General features: G+C 61.6%; 20 protein-coding genes and 2 rRNA genes. 17 read left to right on the top strand and 5 right to left on the bottom strand.

What is annotated here, in order from left to right:
* The 3 genes from Q1B16_RS14180 to Q1B16_RS14170 form a co-directional block, all read left to right on the top strand.
* A 23S ribosomal RNA gene (locus Q1B16_RS14180) occupies positions 1 to 107 on the top strand; the annotation flags it as partial.
* A gap of 145 nt (positions 108 to 252) precedes the next feature.
* Positions 253 to 367, top strand: a 5S ribosomal RNA gene (gene rrf / locus Q1B16_RS14175).
* 194 nt (positions 368 to 561) lie between these two features.
* Positions 562 to 1,083, top strand: coding sequence for an acyloxyacyl hydrolase (locus Q1B16_RS14170; protein ID WP_299789889.1), 522 nt, complete (start codon positions 562 to 564; stop codon positions 1,081 to 1,083).
* 10 nt (positions 1,084 to 1,093) lie between these two features.
* Here the strand turns inward: Q1B16_RS14170 and ugpC (Q1B16_RS14165) are convergent, their stop codons facing one another.
* Complete coding sequence (gene ugpC / locus Q1B16_RS14165) at positions 1,094 to 2,146, bottom strand: sn-glycerol-3-phosphate ABC transporter ATP-binding protein UgpC (RefSeq protein ID WP_299789887.1); 1,053 nt, start codon at positions 2,144 to 2,146, stop codon at positions 1,094 to 1,096.
* A complete protein-coding gene (locus tag Q1B16_RS14160; protein ID WP_299789883.1) occupies positions 2,127 to 2,966 on the bottom strand; it encodes an IclR family transcriptional regulator in 840 nt (279 codons plus the stop codon). Before Q1B16_RS14160 ends, ugpC (Q1B16_RS14165) begins: the two co-directional genes overlap by 20 nt.
* Positions 2,967 to 3,116: 150 nt before the next feature.
* On the opposite strand from Q1B16_RS14160, the gene Q1B16_RS14155 reads away from it, so the two are divergent.
* From Q1B16_RS14155 to Q1B16_RS14115, 9 genes are all read left to right on the top strand, one after another.
* Positions 3,117 to 4,379, top strand: coding sequence for an ABC transporter substrate-binding protein (locus Q1B16_RS14155; protein WP_299789880.1), 1,263 nt, complete (start codon positions 3,117 to 3,119; stop codon positions 4,377 to 4,379).
* 127 nt (positions 4,380 to 4,506) lie between these two features.
* On the top strand, positions 4,507 to 5,433 hold the full coding sequence (locus Q1B16_RS14150) for a sugar ABC transporter permease (RefSeq protein ID WP_299789876.1): 927 nt from the start codon (positions 4,507 to 4,509) through the stop codon (positions 5,431 to 5,433).
* A gap of 88 nt (positions 5,434 to 5,521) precedes the next feature.
* A complete protein-coding gene (locus Q1B16_RS14145) occupies positions 5,522 to 6,370 on the top strand; it encodes a carbohydrate ABC transporter permease (RefSeq protein ID WP_299789873.1) in 849 nt (282 codons plus the stop codon).
* Between the two features lie 11 nt (positions 6,371 to 6,381).
* The gene (locus Q1B16_RS14140; protein ID WP_299789870.1) at positions 6,382 to 7,722 is read left to right on the top strand and encodes an alpha-glucosidase/alpha-galactosidase; all 1,341 of its coding nucleotides are present in this window, start codon (positions 6,382 to 6,384) and stop codon (positions 7,720 to 7,722) included.
* Position 7,723: 1 nt separating this feature from the next.
* Positions 7,724 to 8,497 (top strand): SDR family oxidoreductase, encoded by a 774-nt coding sequence (locus Q1B16_RS14135; RefSeq protein ID WP_299789867.1) that lies wholly within the window; start codon positions 7,724 to 7,726, stop codon positions 8,495 to 8,497.
* Positions 8,494 to 9,393: a 2-dehydro-3-deoxygalactonokinase gene (locus Q1B16_RS14130; protein WP_299789864.1), complete on the top strand. Its 900-nt coding sequence runs from the start codon at positions 8,494 to 8,496 to the stop codon at positions 9,391 to 9,393. Before Q1B16_RS14135 ends, Q1B16_RS14130 begins: the two co-directional genes overlap by 4 nt.
* Positions 9,390 to 9,995 (top strand): 2-dehydro-3-deoxy-6-phosphogalactonate aldolase, encoded by a 606-nt coding sequence (locus Q1B16_RS14125; protein WP_299789861.1) that lies wholly within the window; start codon positions 9,390 to 9,392, stop codon positions 9,993 to 9,995. Before Q1B16_RS14130 ends, Q1B16_RS14125 begins: the two co-directional genes overlap by 4 nt.
* Positions 9,995 to 10,840: an SMP-30/gluconolactonase/LRE family protein gene (locus Q1B16_RS14120; protein WP_299789857.1), complete on the top strand. Its 846-nt coding sequence runs from the start codon at positions 9,995 to 9,997 to the stop codon at positions 10,838 to 10,840. Before Q1B16_RS14125 ends, Q1B16_RS14120 begins: the two co-directional genes overlap by 1 nt.
* Positions 10,837 to 12,759 carry a beta-galactosidase gene (locus Q1B16_RS14115; protein WP_299789851.1) on the top strand — a complete coding sequence of 641 codons (1,923 nt, stop codon included), beginning with the start codon at positions 10,837 to 10,839 and terminating at the stop codon, positions 12,757 to 12,759. Before Q1B16_RS14120 ends, Q1B16_RS14115 begins: the two co-directional genes overlap by 4 nt.
* Here the strand turns inward: Q1B16_RS14115 and Q1B16_RS14110 are convergent.
* The 3 genes from Q1B16_RS14110 to Q1B16_RS14100 are packed head-to-tail and all read right to left on the bottom strand — an operon-like array spanning position 12,756 to position 16,092.
* Complete coding sequence (locus tag Q1B16_RS14110; RefSeq protein ID WP_299789846.1) at positions 12,756 to 13,724, bottom strand: glucokinase; 969 nt, start codon at positions 13,722 to 13,724, stop codon at positions 12,756 to 12,758. The genes Q1B16_RS14115 and Q1B16_RS14110 overlap by 4 nt on opposite strands.
* Position 13,725: 1 nt before the next feature.
* Positions 13,726 to 15,054, bottom strand: a complete 1,329-nt coding sequence (locus tag Q1B16_RS14105) for a GH1 family beta-glucosidase (RefSeq protein WP_299789842.1) — start codon at positions 15,052 to 15,054, stop codon at positions 13,726 to 13,728.
* A 12-nt stretch (positions 15,055 to 15,066) separates the two neighbouring features.
* Entirely contained in the window at positions 15,067 to 16,092 is a 1,026-nt protein-coding gene (locus Q1B16_RS14100; protein WP_299789839.1) for a substrate-binding domain-containing protein, read from the bottom strand.
* A 239-nt stretch (positions 16,093 to 16,331) separates the two neighbouring features.
* Here Q1B16_RS14100 and Q1B16_RS14095 point away from each other — a divergent pair, with 239 nt between their 5' ends.
* The 5 genes from Q1B16_RS14095 (at position 16,332) to ugpC (Q1B16_RS14075) (ending at position 22,782) form a co-directional block, all read left to right on the top strand.
* Entirely contained in the window at positions 16,332 to 17,600 is a 1,269-nt protein-coding gene (locus Q1B16_RS14095) for an ABC transporter substrate-binding protein (RefSeq protein ID WP_299789836.1), read from the top strand.
* Between the two features lie 144 nt (positions 17,601 to 17,744).
* Positions 17,745 to 18,764, top strand: coding sequence for a sugar ABC transporter permease (locus Q1B16_RS14090; protein WP_299789833.1), 1,020 nt, complete (start codon positions 17,745 to 17,747; stop codon positions 18,762 to 18,764).
* Positions 18,765 to 18,778: 14 nt separating this feature from the next.
* Positions 18,779 to 19,936, top strand: a complete 1,158-nt coding sequence (locus Q1B16_RS14085) for a carbohydrate ABC transporter permease (protein WP_299789828.1) — start codon at positions 18,779 to 18,781, stop codon at positions 19,934 to 19,936.
* Between the two features lie 73 nt (positions 19,937 to 20,009).
* Entirely contained in the window at positions 20,010 to 21,668 is a 1,659-nt protein-coding gene (locus Q1B16_RS14080; RefSeq protein WP_299789824.1) for an alpha-glucosidase, read from the top strand.
* A gap of 25 nt (positions 21,669 to 21,693) precedes the next feature.
* Complete coding sequence (gene ugpC, locus Q1B16_RS14075; protein WP_299789821.1) at positions 21,694 to 22,782, top strand: sn-glycerol-3-phosphate ABC transporter ATP-binding protein UgpC; 1,089 nt, start codon at positions 21,694 to 21,696, stop codon at positions 22,780 to 22,782.
* Positions 22,783 to 22,901: the final 119 nt, after the last annotated feature.

The following is a 22,901-nucleotide window of genomic DNA, read 5'->3' as shown; positions in this document are numbered from 1 at the left end:
AAGGTATCCCTGAGGGCCGTGGTAGACCACCACGTCGATAGGCCGGAGGTGTAAGCGCAGCAATGCGTTCAGCTGACCGGTACTAATGGCCCGATAGGCTTGATTTGATCCAGTAACAACGAAACCGTCGCGTTAAAACAAGAACGCGGCGCACTGGACCAATGATCAAAAGCACGACACCAAATACAGCGTACAAAACTTGGACAACACACGATGGGCCGCCAAAAACAGCCCATCGCGTCCTTTTCTCGGTTTGGTGGTCATAGCGTGAGCAAAACACCCGGTCCCATTCCGAACCCGGCCGTTAAGTGCCACCGCGCCAATGGTACTGCGTCTCAAGACGTGGGAGAGTAGGTCACCGCCAAACCTAGTAAAGGACGCAAAACGCGTATCTCTCAAAAACGATGAACAGAATTCAGCCCCTTCGGCACCCGCCGCAGGGGCTTTTTTGTGTCCTGATGCCTGCAAAACGCGCCACTGAGGATCGCGCCTCAACTGGACATCGGCAGCGAATTAACCCAAGTTCCCAAACCAGAGCACTCAGACAGAAAAGCGGGTTTCATGGCAGACGGCACTTTCGCGGCACTCCTCTTCATTATCGGCCTGACCGATATGGGTATGAACCATTGCGGCACGGAAACCGGCTGCCTTGGCGCCTCCGACACAACGCCGAGGTTCTCGATCTCGGGGGGCGAAGTGCTCGAACGCCGCGCCGATGCGGCAGCGGAAATTTACCTGCGTTACGATCTGGGTCAAAAACGTGGTCCGTTCGGGGGTGCCGCTGGTCTGTCTGTCGGTGAGGACGGGGAAACCTGGGTTGGCTTCGGGGCGACCTATGAAATCCCCTTCGGTCGCAGCGGGGCCTATGCGGAGCTGCACGCTATGCCGGGTCTCTATTTCGACAATGGCGGCTTCGATCTGGGGGGTCCGATCGCGTTTCGCTCTGGTATCGAACTTGGATACGAGACCTCGAAGGGCTGGCGCGTGGCCATGACCTATGATCATCGCTCCAACGCGGGGATTTACGATGAAAACCCCGGCGTCGAGACGGTGCAGCTCAAGGTGTCGATACCTCTCAACTGACCGTCATTTCCTAGCGCAGCCGCAATTCGCTCTTTGCGTCAAAGAGGTAGACATGAGCGGGATCGACCACGATGTCGACAGTGTCGCCATCCGATGAGCGATGATCACCGCGTTCTTCCACGATGAGTTTCTCTCCGTCAGGCCCGATGAGATGGGCGTAAGACACACCGCCAAGGCTTTCCGTCAAATCGACCCGGTGCGTCGACCCCGGTTTGAGTTCGAGATGTTCAGGCCGCAAACCGACCAAAACTTCTTGTCCGTCCTGCGCAGAGGTCGGTTTTGCAATCGGGTCGGACAGGCCGTCGGATAGGATCTCATTCCCCGACACCCGGCCGCGCACGAAATTCATTGAAGGCGAGCCGATAAAACCCGCGACAAAGCGATTGTCGGGATCGCGGTAGAGATCCATCGGGGCTCCGACCTGTTCGATCCGGCCCGCGCGCAAGACGACGATCTTGTCGGCAAGAGTCATCGCTTCGACCTGATCGTGGGTCACGTAGATCATCGTCGCGCCGATTTCCTTGTGCAGCCGCGCGATTTCGACACGCATCTCGACCCGCAGCTCGGCATCGAGGTTGGACAGAGGTTCGTCAAACAGAAACACCTCCGGCCCCCGCACGATGGCGCGGCCTATGGCGACGCGCTGGCGCTGGCCACCTGACAGGGCTTTCGGTTTGCGCTTGAGGTAATCGTCCAGTTTCAGAATGCGGCTGGCCTCGGCCACCTTGGATTTGATTTCGGAGGCAGGGTGTCCGGTCATCTTGAGCCCGAACCCCATGTTTTCCTCGACCGTCATGTGCGGGTAAAGCGCGTAGGTCTGAAACACCATCGACACGCCCCGGTCAGAGGGATCGAGCCGGGTCACGTCGCGGGTGCCGATTCGGATCTTGCCTTCGGTGGTTTCTTCAAGCCCCGCCACCATACGCAGAAGCGTGGACTTGCCGCATCCCGACGGCCCGACAAAAACGCAGAATTCGCCGTCCGTCACTTCGAGGTCTACCCCGTGGATGACCTGCGTGTTGCCGTAGCGTTTGATGACGGACTCAAGGATCACTCCGGACATGGGACATCTCTCCGTTGTTATGGGCCGCCGGTGGCGGTGATGTGCGGGGGAAAAGCCAGCTTTCCGCGTCACGCGCGATGGCGTGGGCCGCGGCCTTGAGGCGGGGGCCGAGGGTGCGCAACGTGTCGAGATCCGTGCGCCGGGTCGTTCCCGTCACCGAAAGCGCGCCCAAGGGCCGCATCTGGCTGTTCAGGATCGGAGCGGCGACGCAGACGATCCCGGTCTCATGTTCCTCGCGGTCGAAGCTGAGCCCGTCTTCGCGGATCTCGGCAAGTTCGCGGCGCAGACTGTCGGACGATCCATGTGTGGTCGCCGTGAACCGGTGCCAGCTTTGCTGGGCGAGGGCGGTTTCAAGTTCGGCCTCGGGCAGGAAGGCGAGCATGGCTTTGCCGACCCCGGTGCAATAGGCCGGGCCGACCTTGCCGGCCTGGCTGAACATCTCCACCGGGTCGCGGGCGTTGCGCTTGTCGACATAGAGCACCTGCGCGTGGTCGAGCTGCGCCAGATGCACGGTCTCGCCGGTTTCGGCGCTCAGCGCGTCGATATGGGGGCGCGCGACCGGAGCCAGCGAGGATTGCGCCCAAGCTGTATGGGCCAGGCGCACGAGGCGCAGGCCGGGGGCGTAGGTCTGGCGATCGGGATCGTATTGCAACATGCCCTGGTTGGTCAGGGTTTGAACGAACCGGTAGAGCGTGGCTTTCGGCATGTCCGACTCTGCCAGCAACTCGCCAAAGCGCACGGGCCGTCCGTAGGACGCGATTTGGTCCAGCACGGCCAGCGCCTTGCCCACGGTTCCGTCGTTTCGTTCGACCGCCGTCATCGTCGCGATATCCCTCCCATGCCGCAGGTCGCGTGCCGACGGCTGTTGACAAGCATAGGCGAGTCGCTGTTATGATTTCAATATGCAAAACAAGGTTTCGAATAATGGAACCAATCTTGCACCAGAGTTGGGAGCATAAGGGAGGATACCATGCGTTCCACATTGACGGCGTCGGCACTGGCGCTCACGGCTGCATTTGCGGCCTCGACAGCGTTTGCTCAAGGCGATGCGCTGAGTGGCGATCTCAAGATCTTTCTCGACACGTCGAACCCGGCACCGCGCGCCACGATGGAAGCGATGATCGACCGCTTCGGCGAAATGCACCCGGAGCTGAACATCGAAACCACGGTAATCGACCGCGAGGCTTACAAAACTCAGATCCGCAACTTCCTGACCGCCGACGCGCCCGATGTGGCGACATGGTATGCGGCCAACCGGATGCGCCCCTATGTGGAGGCGGGTCTTTTCGAGGATGTGTCCGACCTTTGGGCCGAACCGGAAATCGCCGACAACCTCGCCTCGACCAAGGGCGCAATGACCATCGACGGCAAACAGTGGGGCGTGCCCTATACCTACTACCAGTGGGGCATCTATTACCGCAAAGATCTCTATGACCAGTACGGTCTGTCCGAGCCTGCGACCTTCGACGAGATGAAATCCAACTGCCAGACGCTTCTGGACAATGGCGTGAAGTGCTACACCATTGGCACCAAGTTTTTGTGGACCGCCGGCGGCTGGTTCGATTACCTGAACTTGCGCACGCATGGCTATGATTTCCATATGGAAATGGCAGCCGGGGAAGTGCCGTGGACGGATGATCGCGTGCGTCAGACCTTTGCAAATTGGCGCGAGCTGATCGACATGGGGGCCTATGTCGACAATCACCAGAACTACTCCTGGCAAGAGGCACTGCCCTTCATGGTCAACGGCGATGCCGCGGCCTACCTCATGGGCAACTTCGCCGTGGCGCCACTGCGCGAAGCTGGCCTGAGCGACGATCAGATCGATTTTTACCAGTTCCCGGCGATAACCGAAGGTGTCGAGATGGCCGAAGACGCGCCGACCGACACGTTCCACATCCCGGCCAATGCCTCCAACAAGGAAGCGGCACGGGAATTCCTGCGTTTCGTGGTGTCGGCAGAGGAGCAGACCATCATCAACAACGGTGAAAACCTTGGCCAGTTGCCGGTGAACGCGTCTGCGTCGATCGACGATGACAAGTTCCTCGAGCAGGGCTTCGCGATGCTGTCGTCGAACAGCCCCGGCGGCGTCGCGCAGTTCTTCGACCGCGACTTCCCGGCTGAGATGGCAGCCGAGGCGATGCAAGGCTTCCAGGAATTCATGGTGTTCCCGGACAACCTTGACGACATCCTTGCCCGCCTCGAGCAAGTGCGCGAGCGCGTCTACAAGTAAGCAATGGGGGTGCGTGAGATCACGCACCCTACGCCCAATCGGCAGGGTGCGTGGTTTACGCACCTTGCCCTTCGGCCCATCCGCAAGCCCAAACGGGTTTTCGCATGTGCCGTCAGGAGATCCGACCATGACCGTGACAGCCTTACCCGACACAGAGCCGCCGAAACGCGGCTGGTACAAGCGCAACGAGATCGCGGTCACGCCGTGGCTCTTCCTTGCGCCCGCGATCCTGTTCTTCGCGGTCTATGTCGTCATCCCGATCTTCCAGAGCTTCTCGATCTCGCTTTACGATTGGGACGGGCTGGGGCAGGCGGAATATATCGGCCTCGGCAACTATGCCGAACTGATGAACGACCGCGCCTTCGAGGTGTCGCTCTGGAACAACCTGAAATGGCTTGTCTTCTACCTCTTGGCCATTCCCGCCGGACTGTTCATCGCGCTGTTTTTGAACCAGACGGTGACGGGCATCCGCATCTACAAGTCGTTGTTTTTCTTTCCCTTCGTGCTGAGCCAGGTCGTTGTCGGGCTTGTCTTCGCGTGGTTCTACCTGCCCAACGAAGGGCTCTTGTCGAACATGCTTGCGCTTGTCGGCTTTGGCCCGGTCAACGTGCTGGGCGATCCGACCTGGGCCACCTACGGGATCATTGCCGCCGGTCTTTGGCCGCAGACGGCCTATTGCATGATCCTCTACCTGACCGGCCTCAACGCCGTGGACCCCGAACAGGTCGAGGCCGCGCGGCTGGACGGTGCGAAGGGCTGGAAGATGCTCTGGTACGTGATCATCCCGCAGCTCAAGCCTGCGACCTTCATCGCCTTCGTCGTCACCATCATTGGTGCGCTTCGGTCGTTCGACCTCATTTCGATCATGACCAATGGCGGCCCGTTCGGTCAGACCCGCGTGCTGTCCTTCTACATGTTCGAAAAGGCGCTGTCGGAATACGGGTTCCGCATGGGCTACGGCGCGGCCATCGCGGTGGTGCTTTTCCTCATCATGCTGGTCTTCATCAGCTATTTCCTGTGGTCGATGTACCGCGACGAGCAAGGGGGGCGGTGAGCATGTGGGATCTGACGGGAGCCTCCGGCGGGAGTTTATCTGGCAAGATGAAGGTCATGCCGTGTTTCAATGATCGGGGGGCGGTCTAATGTTCCCGCGTCCGATTCAGCAGGCGAGCGCACCAGCGCAGACCGCTTACAAGACGATGCTGCCCATCGCCCTCATTCTGTGGCTCTTGCCGCTCATCGCGGTGGCTGTGTTTTCGGTCAAACCGGCCTCGGATTTCACCCAGGGCAACTACTGGGGTGTGCCGGGGTCGTTCAACATTATCGAGAATTACGGTCAGGTGTTCTTCAACTCGGACATGCCGCGCTACATGCTCAATTCGGTGTTGATCACGGTGCCAACGGTCATCGGTGCCGTGGCGCTGAGCGCGATGGCGGGGTTTGCGCTTGGCATCTACAATTTCCGCTCGAACCTGTGGGTGTTCTTCATGTTCGTTGCGGGCAATTTCGTGCCGTTCCAGATCCTGATGGTGCCGGTGCGCGACCTGACTTTGGACCTTGGGCTCTACAACACCAAGACGGGTCTCGTGTTGTTCCACATTGCGTTCCAGACGGGGTTCTGCACGCTCTTCATGCGCAACTTCATCCGCGCGTTGCCGTTCCCGCTGATCGAGGCGGCGCGGGTCGAAGGCGTTGCGGAATGGCGTATCTTCTGGTTCGTCGTGCTGCCCCTGATGAAGCCCGCGCTTGCGGCGCTGGCGGTGCTGATCTTCACCTTCATCTGGAACGATTATTTCTGGGCGATCGTGCTGACGCAAGGGCCGGATGCGCAGCCCGTCACCGCTGGGATCACCAGCTTCAACGCACAATACCGCGCCGCCTATCACCTGATGAGCGCGGGCAGCATCGTGGCGGCCCTGCCGCCGGTGCTGATGTTCTTCCTCATGCAGAAACACTTTATCGCGGGCCTGACACTGGGCGCGGTGAAATAAGGACCAGGACCATGACACGTATCGCTTTTATCGGTGCGGGCTCGACGATCTTCATGAAGAACATCGTCGGAGATGTGCTGCACTTTCCGGCGCTGGAGGGGGCCACCTTTGCGCTGATGGACATCAACGAGCAACGGCTGGAGGAATCCGCGCTGGTCGCGCGCAAGCTGATCGCGGCTTCGGGACGGTCTGCGCAGGTGGAGACGACCCCCGACCAGCGCCGCGCGCTGGCCGGGGCGGATTTCGTTGTCACCGCGTTTCAGATCGGGGGCTTTGAGCCGTCCACCGTGATCGACTTCGACATTCCCAAGAAATACGGCTTGCGCCAGACCATTGGCGACACGCTGGGCGTGGGGGGCATCATGCGCGGCTTGCGCACAGTGCCGCATCTCTGGAGCGTCGCGGCGGACATGGCGGAACTCTGCCCGGAGGCCACCCTTCTGCAATACGTCAATCCGATGGCGATCAACACCTGGGCGCTGGCAGAGCGGTATCCCCATGTGAAGCAGGTGGGCCTGTGCCATTCGGTGCAAAACACGGTTGAGGAACTCGCTCATGATCTGGACCTGCCCAAGGACAAGATCCGCTACCGCGTGGCCGGTGTGAACCATGTGGCGTTCTTTCTGGACCTTACGCATCAGGGCCGGTCGCTCTATCCGGTGCTGCGCGAGGGCTACCGCAATGGCAGCCTGCCCAAACCGCCGCTGCTCATGCCGCGCTGTGCCAACAAGGTCCGGTACGAGGTGATGGACCATCTGGGCTATTTCTGCACCGAAAGCTCCGAACATCTGGCCGAATACGTGCCTTGGTTCATTAAGTCGGGCCGCGACGATCTGATCGAGGCTTTCAGCGTGCCGCTTGACGAATACCCGCAACGCTGTATCGAACAGATGGCCGATTGGGCGGAACAGGCCAGGGCGTACCGCACGACGGATCAGATCGGGTTCAAAAAAAGCCACGAATTCGCGGCCGAGATCATGAACGCGATGGTCACGAACCAGCCCTACACGATCTACGGAAACCTGCCGAACCGGGGGCAGGCGCCGCAACTGCCCAAGGGCGCGGCGGTCGAGGTGCCCTGCATGGTCGATTCGAACGGTATCAAGCCTACGGTGATCGACGACATCCCGCCGCAACTCGTGGCGCTGATGCGCACCCAGATCAACGTGCAGGAACTTGTCGTCCGCGCTTTGGTTGATGAAGAAATCGACCACATCTATCACGCCGCCATGATGGACCCGCACACAGCCGCCGAATTGGACCTGCGCCAGATCCGCAGCCTTGTCACCGATCTGCTGGTTGCGCATGGCGACATGCTCCCGCAATTTGCCCGACAGAAAAAGGCCGCTTGATATGACCTCCAACGCAACATTTCATGATCTGAAGGACACATCTGTTTTCATCACCGGCGGCGGCTCGGGCATCGGCGCGGCACTGACCAACGGGTTTCTGGAACAAGGTGCCAACGTCGCTTTCGTTGGCCGATCGGACGCGTCCAACTTCGTGACCGAGATGGAGGCCAAGCACGGCACGGCGCCGCTTTTCATCCAATGCGACATCACCGATACGAACGCCCTGCGCGACGCCATCGAGAAGGCTACCGATACAAACGGCCCGATCCGCGCATTGGTCAACAATGCCGCCAACGACGAGCGCCATACCGCGCTTGAGGTCGACCGAGATTACTGGGACTGGGCGCTGTCGATCAACCTCGATGCCTATTTCTTTGCCTGTCAGTCTGTGATCCCGACCATGCAAAAGGCGGGCGGTGGGGCGATCGTCAATTTCAGCTCGACCAGCTATATGATCGGAAACGCGGGATACATCGCCTATACAACTGCGAATGCAGGCATCACCGGCATGACCCGCTGCCTTGCGCGCGAATTCGGGCCGGTTAAGGTGCGCGTCAACGCCATCGCTCCGGGCTGGGTTCTGACGCCCAAGCAGAAAGAGATGTGGGCAGATGAAAAGTCATTGGCCGCGCATCTGGACAAGCAGTGCCTCAAGGAACACCTCGTGGAGCAGGACATCGTCGATGCCGTGCTTTTCCTTACCTCGGACACCAGCCGCATGGTGACGGGGCAGACGCTGGCGGTGGATGGCGGCGTGGTCACGGTGGCGGCATGACCGATTGGCTGGCTGTCGATTGGGGCACGTCGCATCTGCGCGTCTGGGGCATGTCCCGCGCAGGCAGCGTGACGTTCCGCACCTCCAGCGATGCGGGGATGGGCAGCCTGAACCGCGCCGGATTCGAACCGGCGTTACTTGCCCTTGTTGGCGACAGGCTGACCGACAAGACGCCGGTAATCGTCTGCGGCATGGCCGGATCGCGGCAGGGATGGGCCGAGGCGAAATACGTCGCCGTCCCGTGCATCCCGCCGGGCATTGATCGCGCGACCCAGGTGCCGACCGACGATGCCCGCCTGTCGGTCCACATCCTGCCCGGCGTCAAGCAGACGAGCCCGGCGGATGTGATGCGCGGCGAGGAAACGCAGATCGCGGGGTTCCTTGCGCTCAATCCCAAGTTTGATGGCGTGATCTGCCTGCCCGGCACGCATACCAAATGGGTTCATATCAGCGCGGGTGAGATCGTCAGCTTCCGCACTTTCATGACCGGAGAGCTCTTCGCGCTGTTGTCGCAGCAGTCCGTCCTGCGCCACACGGTTGCCGGTGACGGCTGGGACAGAATCGCCTTTGACGAGGCGGTATCAACCGGCATGTCCAATCCCGCCGAACTGGCGGCGCGGCTTTTCTCCATACGGGCCGAGGGGTTGCTGAATGATCTTCATGCGGGTCAGGCGCGTGCGCGCCTGTCCGGCCTGCTGATCGGCGCAGAGCTTGCCGCGGCGCGACCCTATTGGCTGGGCCAGCATGTGGCGCTGATCGGCGATGATGCGTTGTGCAAAGCCTATGGAGATGCGCTCGGTGCACAAGGGTTGCCGGTGGAGCGCACGGATGCAGAGCGCATGACGCTGGAAGGGTTGAAGGCCGCCTATGCGGGCCTCAAGGAGACGACACAATGAGCCGCAAGATCATCGCCATCCTGCGCGGGATCACCCCGGACGAGGCCGTGCCGATCACCGAAGCCCTGATCGACGCCGGGATAACACGCATCGAAGTGCCACTGAACTCGCCCGACCCGTTCACCTCGATCAAACGAATGGTTGATGCGTTCGGTCAGTCGGCCCTGATCGGCGCCGGCACGGTCCTGAACCCCGATGATGTTCTGCGACTGCACCGGATCGGCGCGGGCATGGTGGTGTCGCCCGATTGCAACCCGCGCGTGATCGTGGCGACGAAACAGGCAGGTATGAAAAGCTTTCCCGGCGTGATGACACCCACGGAATGCTTCACCGCGCTGCGCAACGGCGCGGATGGGCTCAAGCTGTTTCCCGGGTCTCTGATCGGACCCGAGGGGTTGAAGGCGATCAAGGCAGTTTTGCCGCAAGGCACCCAGACCTTTGCCGTGGGCGGGGCCAGTCCGGCAAATTTTGCCGACTGGTTCGCGGCGGGCGTGGACGGGTTCGGCATCGGATCGGCGCTTTATGCGCCGGGGTCATCCGTCGCCGACATCAGCGCCCGCGCCGTCGACATTGTCGCGGCCTATGATGCAGGGGTGGCGTGATGGCCGATGTGTTCAGCAGTACGGTGTGCAAATTGGGCGAAGGCGCGCTTTGGCACTCGAAGGAACAGGTGCTCTACTGGTTCGATATTCTTGACAAACGGCTTTACCGTAGTGACGGGACGGATGAGGAAAGCTGGGAGTTCGACGAACATGTCTCGGCGGCGGGATGGGTGGATACTGGCGTTCTGCTGATCGCCAGCGAAACGTCGCTGTCGGTGTTCGACACGGCGACGGGCGAAAGCACGTTCATTCATCCGCTGGAATCCGACAATCCGGTGACACGCTCGAACGATGGCCGCGCCGACCCGTGGGGCGGGTTCTGGATCGGCACGATGGGCAAGAATGCCGAACCCGGCGCGGGCGCGATCTATCGCTACTACGACGGTACGCTGACCAAGCTTTTCGACAAGATCACCATTTCCAACGCGATCTGCTTCACGCCGGGTGGCGGCCATGCGTTCTACACGGACACCCGTAAACGCAAGATCCTGCGTGTGGCGCTGGATGACGAGGGCTATCCAGAGGGCAAACCCGCGCTCTTCGCCGATCTGACCGAGGCCGAATTGAACCCCGACGGTGCGGTCGTGGATGCCGAGGGCAACCTCTGGGTTGCGCAATGGGGGGCGGGGCGTGTCGCCTGTTACGGCACGGATGGCACCCTGATCCGGGCCATTACCGTGCCCGGCGTACAGGCCAGTTGCCCGGCTTTCGGTGGGCCGGACCTGAGCACGCTTTTCGTCACCACAGCCTCCGTAGGCCTGAGCCCGGCAGGCGGCAGCGATGGCATGACATTTGCTGTCCCGTCGGGCACCAAGGGCCAGAAAGAACACCAAGTCATCTTATGAAACGAACGCTTGGCACCTGCTATTATCCCGAACATTGGCCGCGCGAGATCTGGGAAGAGGACGCCGCGCGCATGGCGGCGCTTGGCCTCACCTGGGTGCGGATCGGCGAATTCGCGTGGTCCCGCATTGAACCTGCGCCGGGCGAGTTCCAATGGGAGTGGCTGGACGACGCGATCGACGGGCTCGGGGCGGCGGGCCTGAAGGTCGTGCTGGGCACACCCACCGCCACGCCACCGCGCTGGGTCTGCGACAAGGACCCGGATATGTTCGCCGTCGATGCGCAAGGCCGCCCGCGTGGGTTCGGGTCGCGGCGGCACTACTGCTTCAGCCACCAGGGCTACCTCAACGAATGTCGGCGCATCGTCACCGAACTGGCCAAGCGGTACGGGCAGAACCCCAATGTCGCCGCGTGGCAGACCGACAACGAATACGGCTGCCACGACACGATCCTGTCCTACTCGAACGCCGCGCGACAGGCGTTCAGGGGTTGGCTGCGCGCGCGTTATCCGGGGCAGGGCAACGATGGCGATATCGATGCGCTCAACGCCGCGTGGGGCAATGTGTTCTGGTCAATGGAGTATGGCGATTTCGACCAGATCGACCTGCCGAACCTCACCGTGACCGAACCCAACCCGGCCCACGCACAGGCGTTCCGGCGGTTTTCCTCGGATCAGGTGGTGGCCTTCAACCGCGCGCAGGTCGAGATCATCCGCCAGTATTCCGACGCGCCGATCTCGCACAATTACATGGGGCGGATCACGGATTTCGACCATTTCGCGGTGGGTGAGGATTTGGAGATCGCCACATGGGACAGCTATCCGCTCGGGTTCCTGGAAGACCGCGTCGGCGCAACACCGGAAGACCAACGCCACTACGCGCGCCAAGGCGACCCGGATTTTCAGGCGTTCCACCACGATCTTTACCGCGCCGTGGGCAAGGGTCGCTGGTGGGTAATGGAACAGCAGCCCGGCCCGGTGAACTGGGCGCCCTACAATCCCGCACCCTTGCCCGGCATGGTGCGCCTCTGGACGTGGGAGGCGTTCGCGCATGGGGCCGAAGCGGTATGTTACTTCCGGTGGCGACAGGCCCCCTTTGCACAGGAGCAGTTGCACGCGGGGCTCTTGCGTCCCGACAGCGTGATCGCGCCGGGCCATGCCGAGGCCGAACAGATGGCGCAGGACCTGGCCGGGGCCCCCGATGTGGCAATCGCCCAAGCGCCCGTTGCGTTGATCTTCGACTATGACGCCGCCTGGGCGTGGGAGGTGCAGCCGCAGGGGCAGGGCATGGATTATTTCGGCCTGGTCTTCGACCTCTACCGCGCGTTCCGCCGGGCGGGGGTGAGCATCGACATCCTGCCGCCGACGCAGCGGGATTTCGGCGGCTACCGCATCGTCGCGGCCCCCGGCATGATGGTGATGCCCGATGACCTCAAGACCGCGCTGGCCACAAGCGGTGCGGAGGTGCTGATCGGCCCGCGCTCTGCCGCGCGCGACCGGGATTTCCGCATTCCGGTGCCGCTGCCGCCCGCATGGCCGGATCTCGAAGTGACCGTAACACGGTTGGAGACGTTGCGGCCCGATATGCCGATCCCGGTCAAGGGCGGCGGCCACGTGAAGAACTGGTTTGAACATCTTGAAGGTGCGGCAGAAATCATCTTCGCTACAGAAGAAGGAATGCCCGTCGCGATGCGATCGGGGGCCGTAACCTATTGCGGCGGTTGGGGCGACGATGCGTTTTTTGACCGTTTGGTAAAAGATCTATGCGCACGGGCCGAAGTGGCGACCACGGCGCTGCCACGCGGCGTGCGTTTGCGTGATACCGGGGCAGAGCGATTCTGGTTTAACCACAGCCCGCATGACGTTGAGATCGCGGGAAAAACCCTTGGTCCTGCCGGGATATTGCGCGAGGCGAAAGCCTAACCCATCAGCTCCATCAGATGCGCGGCCGATCCAGTCAGTGCCGCGTAATCGTCATCGACCAGATGGACCGGGAACTGCTCCATAAACCCGGAAAACCGGCCCTTGTCGTAGAACGCCTCGCGGAAGCCCAGACGGTCGAGATGCGGGGCGAAATGGCGGGCCACGCCGCCGATCAGGTAGATCCCGCCGAAGGGCAGATGCACCAGCGCCAGATTGCCCGCCGCGCGGCCCATCATGCGGATGAACACCCGCGCGGCCTCTTCCGCGATCTTGTTGGATCCGTCATTGACCGCCTGCATGATCCCGCTCGCGTCCAAAGGCGCATCCACTCCGGCCTCGTCGCAGAGCCATTCGTAGACCCGTTCGAAGCCGCGCCCGGACAGCACGTCCTCGAACCCCGGTGTGCCGTGCTTTTTCGCGATCCAGTCGAGCAGGCGCAGCTCATCGGAGTTCTGCGCGGGCAGGGACACGTGGCCCGCCTCGGATGGGGGCACCAACGTGCGCTCGTCCAGCCGGTAGACGGCCGCGGCGTTCATGCCGGTGCCCACGCCGATCACCAGACGCGCCGCGCGATCCCCGGCTTTCTGCCCCGGCAGGATGGTTTGCAAAACGTCCGACCTAAGATGGTCGAGCGCGTGGCCCTGTGCCTGAAGATCGTTCAGCACCGCAACAGTTGCAGCCCCCGTCGCCTCGGCCACGAGCGCGCGATCCACCGACCAGTTCAGATTGGTCAACTCGCCAACACCGTCTCGGACCGGCCCCGCCATCGCGACGCAGGCGGCATCCGGCACCACGCCTTGTTCCGCCTTATAGGCGCGCAGCACCGACAACAGGTCGGGATGGTCGGCGTTTCGGAAGCGTTTGATGGTCTCGGTCCGTACCGTGCCGCCGTTGGTGAGGCCGACGCGGGTGTTCGTCCCTCCCAGGTCGGCGACCAGCGCGGTGAATGTCTTGGTATCGGTCATATCAAGTCCCGGTCAGCGCGGATTTGAGCGCGTGATAGGAGGATTTGGGCGTCCGGTCCAGTGTGTCGAAATCCACGTGAACCAGCCCGAAGCGTTTGTCGTACCCCAGCGCCCATTCGTAATTGTCCATCAGCGACCAGATGAAGTAGCCCTTCACCGGCGCACCATCCGTTATGGCGCGCTGGACGGCGGCGACGTGTTGATTGAGGTAGTCAATGCGGTGCGGATCGGCCACCGCTCCGTTTTCGATCACGTCCGGGGCCGCCATCCCGTTCTCGGTCACGTAGAGCGGCAGGTCTCCGGTGTAGTCTTTCGCAGTGCGGGTGAGGAAATTGTAAAGCCCTTCGGGATAGATCTCCCAATCCATGTAGGTCTTCGGCAGGGGGCCTTCGACCTCTTCATGGCTGGGCCAGGGGCCGTCATTGGGCGCGATGATCTTGCGGGTGTAATAGTTGATCCCGCACCAGTCGAGCGGGGCCTGGATCACGCCGAAATCATCCTGCCAGCCCTTGGGCATATGCGGCTCAAGTCCCTCCATTACATTGGCGGGGTATTCACCCTTGAACACGCCGGACATGAAGAAGTGGTTGTAGTATCCGTCATAAAGCGCCGCGGCTTTCCGGGCGGCGTCGCTTTCATCGACCGGCGTGGCCCATTCCATGTTGAACACGCCGCCGAGGTTCCCCATGCCCAGCCCGCGCATCACCTTGATCGCCGTGCCGTGCGCCTTGAGCACATGGTGCATCGCGTGCGCCGTCGCGCGAATGTCACGCAAACCGGGCGCATGATGGCCCAGGAAATGCGACAGCCAGCCGACGCACCACGGCTCATTGATCGGCGCGACAGAAAACATCCGGTCGCCGATGCGGGACATGATGATTTCGGTGAACTCGCCGAACCATTTGGGCATGTCCGGGTTGCGCCAGCCGCCCAGATCGGCAAGGTCCACGGGCAATTCCCAGTGATAGAGTGTGGCGCAGGGTTTCAGGCCGCGCTCCAGCATGGCGTCGGTCAGCCGGTCGTAGAAATCCAGCCCCTCGGCATTCGGCGTGCCGCGCCCCTCGGGCAGCACCCGCGCCCAACTGGTGGAAAAGCGATAGGCGTCGAGACCGGCGGCGGCCACCAGATCAAGGTCGTCTTCGAACCGATGATAGTGGTCACAGGCCCGATCCCCGTTTTCGGCGCGCACGACATTGCCCGGTGTGGCCGCGAAGGTGTCCCAGTGGGTCTTGCCCGCGCCGCCGAAGGCATGGCCCTCGATCTGGTAGCTGGAGGTGGCGGTGCCGAAAAGGAAATCGTCAGGAAAATCCTGCCGTTTGAAGTTTAACATGACCGGAGTCCTTCAGGTTGCGGCGGGTCCGGTGGACCGGCCGATGATGAGATCCGCCTCGAGCAGGCGGGTTTTCGGGGCGCTCTTGGGCACGGCGATCAGCGACAGCAACATCTCGGCGGCCTCGCGACCGGCATAGCGCACGGACGACCGCAGCGCGGTGAAGATCGGCACATCGTCGCCGTTCTGAAGATAGCTCAGCGCGTCGTCATGCGTGATGATCGACACGTCCCGCGCCAGAACGAGGCCCGCGTCATGGATCGCCCGGCGCACACCGATGGCGGTGATGATCGAAGAACAGACGAAGGCTGTCGGAGTTTCGGACCGCGCAAGCATCTCGCGCGCCGCGCGGTAGCCGTAGACCTCGGTCATTTCCTCGCTGCGCATCAGGGACGCATCGACCGACAGGCCGTTGTTGCGCAGGGCGGTCTCGTAGCCCTTGCGCCGGCGAAAGGCGAAATCCATGTGCTCCAAACCGTTCAGCAGCGCGATGCGGCGATGCCCAAGTTCGATCAGGAATTGCGTGCCGCGTTCGAAGGCGCCGCGGTTGTTCACGTCGATCCAGGAGTAGGGCAGGTTCACATCGGTGGAGCGGCCATGCACCACGAAGGGCAGCCCGATGCGCGACAGAAGTGCGATACGTTCGTCGTTGATCACGGGGCCATGCACGATGATCCCGTCAACGGTGCCGCGTGACCGGATATCCTGATAGGTGCGGGCCTCTTCCTGATCGGGCACCAGCGTCAGCATCATGTCGTAGCCTGCCTTGGCATAGCTTTCGCCCGCTCCGGCGATGAAATCGCCGAAGACCGGATTTACCATCTCGTGCTGGGTCGAGACCGGGATGACATGGCCGATCGCCAGCGCGCGCCCTGTGGCCAGCCCTTTGGCCCGGATGTTCGGACGGTAATTTAGGTCCTGCGCTGCCTTGAGAACACGGCTGCGCGTGTTCTCGCTGACTTCGGGGTAGCCGTTCAGCGCACGGCTTACCGTGGTCTGGGACAGTTTGAGATGCTGCGACAGTTGCTTGAGATTCACGACCGGTTCCAAAGCGCTTTGAATTGTGCGCTCGAGTAAGCCACAAAAGCGAAACCGATAAAAGCCCCTTTGCGCGCGTAAAGTTTCTGCAAAGCAGCGTAATTGTTGGGTTTTTCTGCGTATGCACTGGATTGACAGACTCAGGCAAATCAGGGACTTTGACGCATCCAAAGCGCTTTGGGGTGATTCCGGGGCGGGGAAAAGTCAGGCGCTAACATGCGCAACTTGGGAGGTTACTCATGAAAAAGACACTCACCACGAGTGCGGCCGTCGCAGCGTTGTGTGCAAGCGCCGCAGCAGCCGAAGATGTCACTGTGTTCGGCCCGTGGCTTGGCCCGGACCAGGAACTCGTCGAGGCGGTTCTGTCCGACTTCGCTGAAAAATCCGGCCACAATGTCAGCTATGTCGGCTCCGACAGCTTCGAACAGCAGATCGTCGTGGATGCCGAAGCAGGCTCTGCGCCGAACGTGGCGGTGTTCCCGCAGCCGGGTCTCGCATCCGACATGGCGGCGCGTGGGTTCCTGACGCCGCTCCGGGACGGCACGGCCGAGTGGGTCTCCGAGAATTATGCGGCGGGTCAATCCTGGGTCGATCTGGGCACCTATGCGGGCCCTGACGGGGAAGAGGACCTGTACGGCTTTTTCTACAAGGTCGATGTGAAATCGCTGGTCTGGTACTCGCCCGAGAACTTCGAGGACGCGGGCTACGAAATTCCGGAGACGATGGAAGAGCTCAAGGCGCTGACAGACCAGATCGTCGCCGACGGCGAAACGCCGTGGTGCATCGGCCTGGGATCCGGTGGTGCAACGGGTTGGCCCGCGACCGACTGGGTCGAAGAGATGATGCTGCGCACGCAGCCGCCAGAGGTCTATGACCAGTGGGTGGCCAACGAGATCCCGTTCGACGATCCGCGTGTCGTCGCCGCGATCGAGGAGTTCGGCTATTTCGCCCGCAATGACGATTACGTCGCCGGTGGTGCCGGGGCTGTGGCCTCGACCGATTTCCGTGACAGCCCCAAGGGTCTCTTTGATGCGCCGCCGCAGTGCTACATGCACCGTCAGGCCTCGTTCATCCCGGCCTTCTTCCCGGAAGGGACCGAAGTGGGGCTGGACGCCGACTTCTTTTACTTCCCGGCTTACGAGGAAAAGGATCTCGGCTCGCCGGTTCTGGGGGCTGGCACGCTTTGGGCCATCACCAACGAGAACGAAGCGGCGCATGACCTGATCGCCTATCTCCAGACGCCCGAGGCGCACGAGATCTGGATGGCAAACGGAGGCTTCCTGACACCGCATACCGGTGTGGACCTGTCGAAATTCTCGACCGAGGCGGCCGCCAACATGAACCAGATCCTCCTGGATGCCACGACCTTCCGCTTTGACGCCTCCGACCTGATGCCGGGCGGTGTGGGTGCGGGCACCTTCTGGACCGGGATGGTCGACTATGCCGGTGGCGCGGACGCTGCCGAAGTGGCGAGCGACATCCAGGACAGCTGGGACTCGCTGAAGTAGGTACGTTTTGCAAAAATGCAGGGCTGCGCGGGCAATCGCGCGGCCCATCCCGACAAAGCTGCAAAGCCAAGACCCCGGATAAGGGGCCGCCGGTGAAACGCACCGGACCCGCCAATCACTGGCCATCATTTTGGGAGGGACAGCATGAATCCCGCACTACAAGGTCTTCTGACCATCGCCATCGGCGTCGGCGGATGTCTGGGCTACTTCTACTTCTCGAACCAGTTTCTCGACAAGGTGCTGTTCCCTGCCAAGGGGCCGAACGCAGGCAAGAATATCAACCGCGCGAACCTGGTGCGCCCGTGGCTGTTCCTTCTGCCGGCACTTCTCGCGCTTGGGCTGTACCTGGCCTACCCGGTGGTCGAGACGATCCGCCTGTCGCTGACCGAACGTGAGACCATGCTGGACGGGACGACCGTCTACAATTGGGCCGGGTTGGACAATTACCGTCAGATGGCGTCCGAGCCGAAATTCTGGGAAGCGATGCGCAACAACATGCTCTGGCTCATCGTGGTGCCTGCGCTGTCGACCGCCTTTGGCCTTCTGGCGGCGCAACTGACCGACCGGATCAAGTGGGGCAATATCGCCAAGTCGCTGATCTTCATGCCGATGGCGATTTCTTTTGTGGGTGCCGCCGTGATCTGGAAACTGGTCTATGACGCGCGCCCACCGGGAACCGAGCAGATTGGCGTGCTGAACGCGATCTATGTCTGGATGACGGGCAATGATCCGCAGCAATGGCTGACCATTCCATTCTGGAACAGCTTTCTGCTGATGATCGTGCTCATCTGGATCCAGACGGGCTTTGCGATGGTGATCCTGTCGGCCGCCCTGCGCGGTATCCCCGAGGAAACCATCGAGGCCGCCATCGTGGACGGGGCCAACCCGTTCCAGATTTTCTTCAAGATCAAGATGCCGCAGATCGCGGGCACCATCGTGGTGGTCTGGACGACGATCACGCTGGTGGTTCTCAAGGTCTTCGACATCGTTTTCGCGATGACCAACGGCCAATGGGAAACGCAGGTTCTGGCAAATTACATGTTCGACAAGCTGTTCCGCGCCAATGACTGGGGTGTGGGGTCGGCCAGCGCCATCGTGATCATGTTGCTGGTGACGCCGATCCTTGTCTGGAACGTGCGCAACGCGCGCAATGAAATGCGCTGAGGGAGACCGGGACTATGGATAATATCGCTGGAACCAAATCCTCTCTCACATGGGCGGTTCACATCTCGGTGGTGGCGCTGGTGGCGCTGTGGCTCTTCCCGACGGTCGGTCTCTTCGTGTCGTCCTTCCGCACGGCGGACCAGATCTCGACATCGGGCTGGTGGAAAGCCCTGTTTCCCACCGAGCAAAGCCTGACACTGCGCACCGCGGCACCCGACGAACAGGTGCTAGTGAACGGGGTCTACGTGATCGAAGGGAACCTCTTTGCCGGCGAAGACCTGTCGGATGAAATCGACATGTCGGCTTGGGGCACCTCGTCCCGTGACGTAGCGGCCTACGTGCCCGGCGACACGGCAGAGCTGCGCGACGGGGAAACCATCACCGTCGAAGCCAATGGCGACTACAGGCTGGAAAGCCCTGTCGAGATGGAGGGCGGACGGGGGCAACGGATCTTCGTCACCGCCGAACTGCCCCCGGACTTCACGCTGGAAAACTACCAGCAGGTGCTGTTGTCGGGCAACGCGACCGACAGCATGGCAAAGGCGTTCTTCAACACGCTGACCGTGACCATCCCGGCGACGATCATCCCCATCGTGGTGGCGGCCTTCGCGGCCTACGCGCTGGCCTGGATGGATTTCGCCGGCAGGGCGCTTTTGATCGCCGTGGTGGTGGGCCTTCTGGTGGTGCCGCTGCAACTGGCGCTGATCCCGCTTCTCAAGCTGCACTTGGGCATCGGTATCGGAAAGGGGTATCTGGGCACCTGGCTCGCGCATACCGGGTTCGGGCTACCGCTCGCGATCTACCTCTTACGAAACTACATGGTCGGTCTGCCCCGTGACATCATCGAGAACGCCCGTGTCGATGGCGCGACGGAATTTCAGATCTTCGTCAAGATCATCCTGCCACTGTCCTTCCCGGCACTGGCGAGCTTTGCGATCTTCCAATTCCTCTGGACATGGAACGATCTGCTTGTCGCCAAGGTGTTCCTGATCGACGCCACGGGCCAGACCACTGTGATGACCAACCAGATCGTGGAGCTTCTGGGCACCCGTGGCGGCAACTGGGAAATCCTCGCGACCGCGGCCTTTGTGTCGATCGCGGTGCCCCTACTGGTGTTCTTCGCGATGCAGAAATACCTGGTGCGCGGCCTGCTGGCTGGCTCTGTCAAATAACGCGTCCCGCCATATGGCGGGGCACCTTCTTCTCTAACGGCGCCCGCATAGGTGGGTGCAAGGATACAGGACGATGAACGTGGCAAACACCTTGGCCGCCAAGAACCCCGCAATTGACGCCGATTGGTGGCGCGGTGCCGTGATCTACCAGATCTACCCGCGCAGCTTTCAGGACAGCAATGGCGACGGCGTCGGCGATCTTCTGGGCATCGCGCACCGGCTTCCCTATGTGGCATCCCTGGGTGTCGACGCGATCTGGATCAGCCCCTTCTTCACCTCTCCGATGAAGGATTTTGGCTACGATGTCAGCGACTATTGCGACGTCGATCCGATGTTCGGGTCACTCGCTGATTTCGACGTGCTGGTGCAGACCGCGCACCGGCTGGGCATCCGGGTGATGATCGACCTTGTGCTGTCGCACACCTCGGACCAGCACCCTTGGTTCATCGAAAGCCGGTCCGACCGTACGAATGACCGCGCTGGTTGGTACGTTTGGTCCGATCCCAAAGAGGACGGCACGCCACCCAACAACTGGCTGTCGATCTTCGGCGGCCCGGCCTGGCAATGGGACGCGCGGCGCGAACAGTATTACTTGCACAACTTCCTGACCTCGCAGCCCGACCTGAACTTCCACAATCTGGATGTACAACAGGCGCTGCTGGACGTGACGCGCTTCTGGCTGGATCGCGGCGTCGACGGCTTCCGTCTCGACACGATCAACTTCTACTTTCACGACAAGGATCTGCGGAGCAATCCGGGCCTGCCCAAGGAAAAGCGCAACGCCAATATCGCGCCGTCGGTGAACCCGTATAATCACCAGGAACACCTCTATTCCAAGAACCAGCCCGAGAACCTCGCCTTTCTTGAACGGTTCCGCGCGCTGCTGGACGAATACCCCGGCACCACGTCCGTGGGCGAGGTGGGCGACGCGCAACGCGGGCTCGAGATCATGGGCGAATACACCAAGGGCGAGAACCGCGTGCATATGTGCTACGCGTTCGAATTCCTGTCAGGGGTGGAGCCGACGGCGGATCGCTTCGTCGAGGTGCTGGGCCAAGTTGACGAGGTGGCTGCCGATGGCTGGGCGTGCTGGGCGTTTTCCAACCACGACGTTACGCGCCACGCCTCCCGCTGGAACCTGTCACCGGCGGCACAGCGCCTGTTCGCCACGCTGATGATGTGCCTGCGCGGATCGGTGTGTCTCTATCAGGGCGAAGAGTTGGGATTGAACGAGGCCGAGGTCGGCTTCGAGGACCTGCAAGACCCATACGGGATCGAGTTCTGGCCAGAATACAAGGGCCGCGACGGCTGCCGCACCCCGATGGTCTGGGAGCCGTCGAACCAGAATGGCGGCTTCACCAGCGGCCAGCCGTGGTTGCCCGTCAGCCACGAACACCTGCACCGCACGGTCGCGCAGCAGGAAGACGACCCGGCGGCGATCCTGCACCATTACCGCCGCGCCATCGCCTTCCGCCACGCGCAACCGGCGCTGGCCAAGGGCGACCATGATGGCGTCAAGAGCTTGGACAGCATCGTCCACTTCAAGCGCAGCTTTGAGGGCACAACCATCTTCTGCGCCTTCAATCTTAGCGACCAGCCCGCCACGATGGACATGCCATCGGGCAACTGGGCGCAGATCGGTCTGGAACTGGGGAGCGCCGGACCGCAGGCGGATGGAAAATTGCATCTTGGCCCGTGGCAGCCGTGCCTCGCGCTAAAAATGAATTCCTGACAGATCAGGACAGGGAGGGACGGACATGGCCAATTTGAAGCTGACGGATGTCGAAAAGACCTATGCGGGCGCGGTCAACGTGCTCAACGATATCAATCTCGACATCAAGCAGGGGGAACTGATTGTCTTTGTCGGCCCGTCGGGCTGTGGCAAGTCCACACTTCTGCGGATGATTGCGGGGCTGGAAAAGATCACCGGTGGGACGCTTGAGATCGACGGGCAGGTGGTCAACGATATGCCGCCCGCCATGCGCGGGATCGCCATGGTGTTCCAGTCCTACGCGCTCTATCCGCACATGACCGTGCGCGAGAACATGAGCTTTGCGCTCAAGATCGCGAAGAAACCCCAGTCCGAGATCGACGCGGCGGTGAACCGTGCCGCGAAGATGCTGCAACTCGATCCGTATCTCGACCGCTTGCCCAAAGCCCTCTCGGGTGGTCAGCGTCAGCGTGTGGCGATCGGGCGGTCCATCGTGCGCGACCCGAAGGTGTATCTCTTCGACGAACCGCTCTCGAACCTCGACGCGGCGTTGCGCGTGGCTACACGGATCGAGATTGCGCAGCTCAAGGAACAGATGCCCGAGTCGACGATGATCTACGTCACCCACGATCAGGTCGAAGCGATGACACTCGCCACCCGCATCGTTGTGCTGGCCAACAAGGGCATCGCCCAAGTCGGCGCGCCGCTCGAGCTTTACGAACGGCCCAACAGCGAATTCGTCGCGCAATTCATCGGCTCGCCGTCTATGAATTTGCTGCCCGGCGAGATCGTCGGCACCGGTCAGCAAACGACCGTCAAGATGGACGGCGGCGGCACAGCCGTGTCGGATTACCCGTCCACCGATCCGGATATGGGACTGAAGGTGAATGTCGGCGTGCGGCCCGAGGATTTTCTCGAAACGGACGGGGACTACATCTTCGAAGGCAAGGTGAACATCACCGAAGCTTTGGGCGAGGTCACGTTGCTTTACTTCGAACAGCAAGGCGACGCCCACGCGGTGATCGGCAAACTGCCCGGCATTCACGCTGAACTGCGCGGCAAATCGGTCAAGCTGGGCGCAACCCCGGACAAGGTGCACGTTTTCCACAACGGCACCTCTTTGTTGTACCGTTAACGAGTGACGTGTCGTACCGGACGGCTTCGGGGCGACCCGGGGCCGTCCTCTATTTCTGTGGACACTTTCAGGTGTTCCACATTCGTTCTCATTTTTCGATTGGCGAAACCGGCACCAAC

The organism is uncultured Marivita sp., assembly GCF_947488135.1.
Lineage (GTDB): Bacteria > Pseudomonadota > Alphaproteobacteria > Rhodobacterales > Rhodobacteraceae > Marivita.
Note: the sequence above shows the minus strand (reverse complement) of the source record. Positions and strands in the feature narration are given on the sequence as shown.

What these genes read in the sequence shown, in the direction of transcription:
- Q1B16_RS14170 (WP_299789889.1), top strand. Translation starts at nt 562, where the DNA reads ATGGCAGACGGCACTTTCGCGGCACTCCTCTTCATTATCGGCCTGACC.
- ugpC (WP_299789887.1), bottom strand. Translation starts at nt 2,146, where the DNA reads ATGTCCGGAGTGATCCTTGAGTCCGTCATCAAACGCTACGGCAACACG.
- Q1B16_RS14160 (WP_299789883.1), bottom strand. Translation starts at nt 2,966, where the DNA reads ATGACGGCGGTCGAACGAAACGACGGAACCGTGGGCAAGGCGCTGGCC.
- Q1B16_RS14155 (WP_299789880.1), top strand. Translation starts at nt 3,117, where the DNA reads ATGCGTTCCACATTGACGGCGTCGGCACTGGCGCTCACGGCTGCATTT.
- Q1B16_RS14150 (WP_299789876.1), top strand. Translation starts at nt 4,507, where the DNA reads ATGACCGTGACAGCCTTACCCGACACAGAGCCGCCGAAACGCGGCTGG.
- Q1B16_RS14145 (WP_299789873.1), top strand. Translation starts at nt 5,522, where the DNA reads ATGTTCCCGCGTCCGATTCAGCAGGCGAGCGCACCAGCGCAGACCGCT.
- Q1B16_RS14140 (WP_299789870.1), top strand. Translation starts at nt 6,382, where the DNA reads ATGACACGTATCGCTTTTATCGGTGCGGGCTCGACGATCTTCATGAAG.
- Q1B16_RS14135 (WP_299789867.1), top strand. Translation starts at nt 7,724, where the DNA reads ATGACCTCCAACGCAACATTTCATGATCTGAAGGACACATCTGTTTTC.
- Q1B16_RS14130 (WP_299789864.1), top strand. Translation starts at nt 8,494, where the DNA reads ATGACCGATTGGCTGGCTGTCGATTGGGGCACGTCGCATCTGCGCGTC.
- Q1B16_RS14125 (WP_299789861.1), top strand. Translation starts at nt 9,390, where the DNA reads ATGAGCCGCAAGATCATCGCCATCCTGCGCGGGATCACCCCGGACGAG.
- Q1B16_RS14120 (WP_299789857.1), top strand. Translation starts at nt 9,995, where the DNA reads ATGGCCGATGTGTTCAGCAGTACGGTGTGCAAATTGGGCGAAGGCGCG.
- Q1B16_RS14115 (WP_299789851.1), top strand. Translation starts at nt 10,837, where the DNA reads ATGAAACGAACGCTTGGCACCTGCTATTATCCCGAACATTGGCCGCGC.
- Q1B16_RS14110 (WP_299789846.1), bottom strand. Translation starts at nt 13,724, where the DNA reads ATGACCGATACCAAGACATTCACCGCGCTGGTCGCCGACCTGGGAGGG.
- Q1B16_RS14105 (WP_299789842.1), bottom strand. Translation starts at nt 15,054, where the DNA reads ATGTTAAACTTCAAACGGCAGGATTTTCCTGACGATTTCCTTTTCGGC.
- Q1B16_RS14095 (WP_299789836.1), top strand. Translation starts at nt 16,332, where the DNA reads ATGAAAAAGACACTCACCACGAGTGCGGCCGTCGCAGCGTTGTGTGCA.
- Q1B16_RS14090 (WP_299789833.1), top strand. Translation starts at nt 17,745, where the DNA reads ATGAATCCCGCACTACAAGGTCTTCTGACCATCGCCATCGGCGTCGGC.
- Q1B16_RS14085 (WP_299789828.1), top strand. Translation starts at nt 18,779, where the DNA reads ATGGATAATATCGCTGGAACCAAATCCTCTCTCACATGGGCGGTTCAC.
- Q1B16_RS14080 (WP_299789824.1), top strand. Translation starts at nt 20,010, where the DNA reads ATGAACGTGGCAAACACCTTGGCCGCCAAGAACCCCGCAATTGACGCC.
- ugpC (WP_299789821.1), top strand. Translation starts at nt 21,694, where the DNA reads ATGGCCAATTTGAAGCTGACGGATGTCGAAAAGACCTATGCGGGCGCG.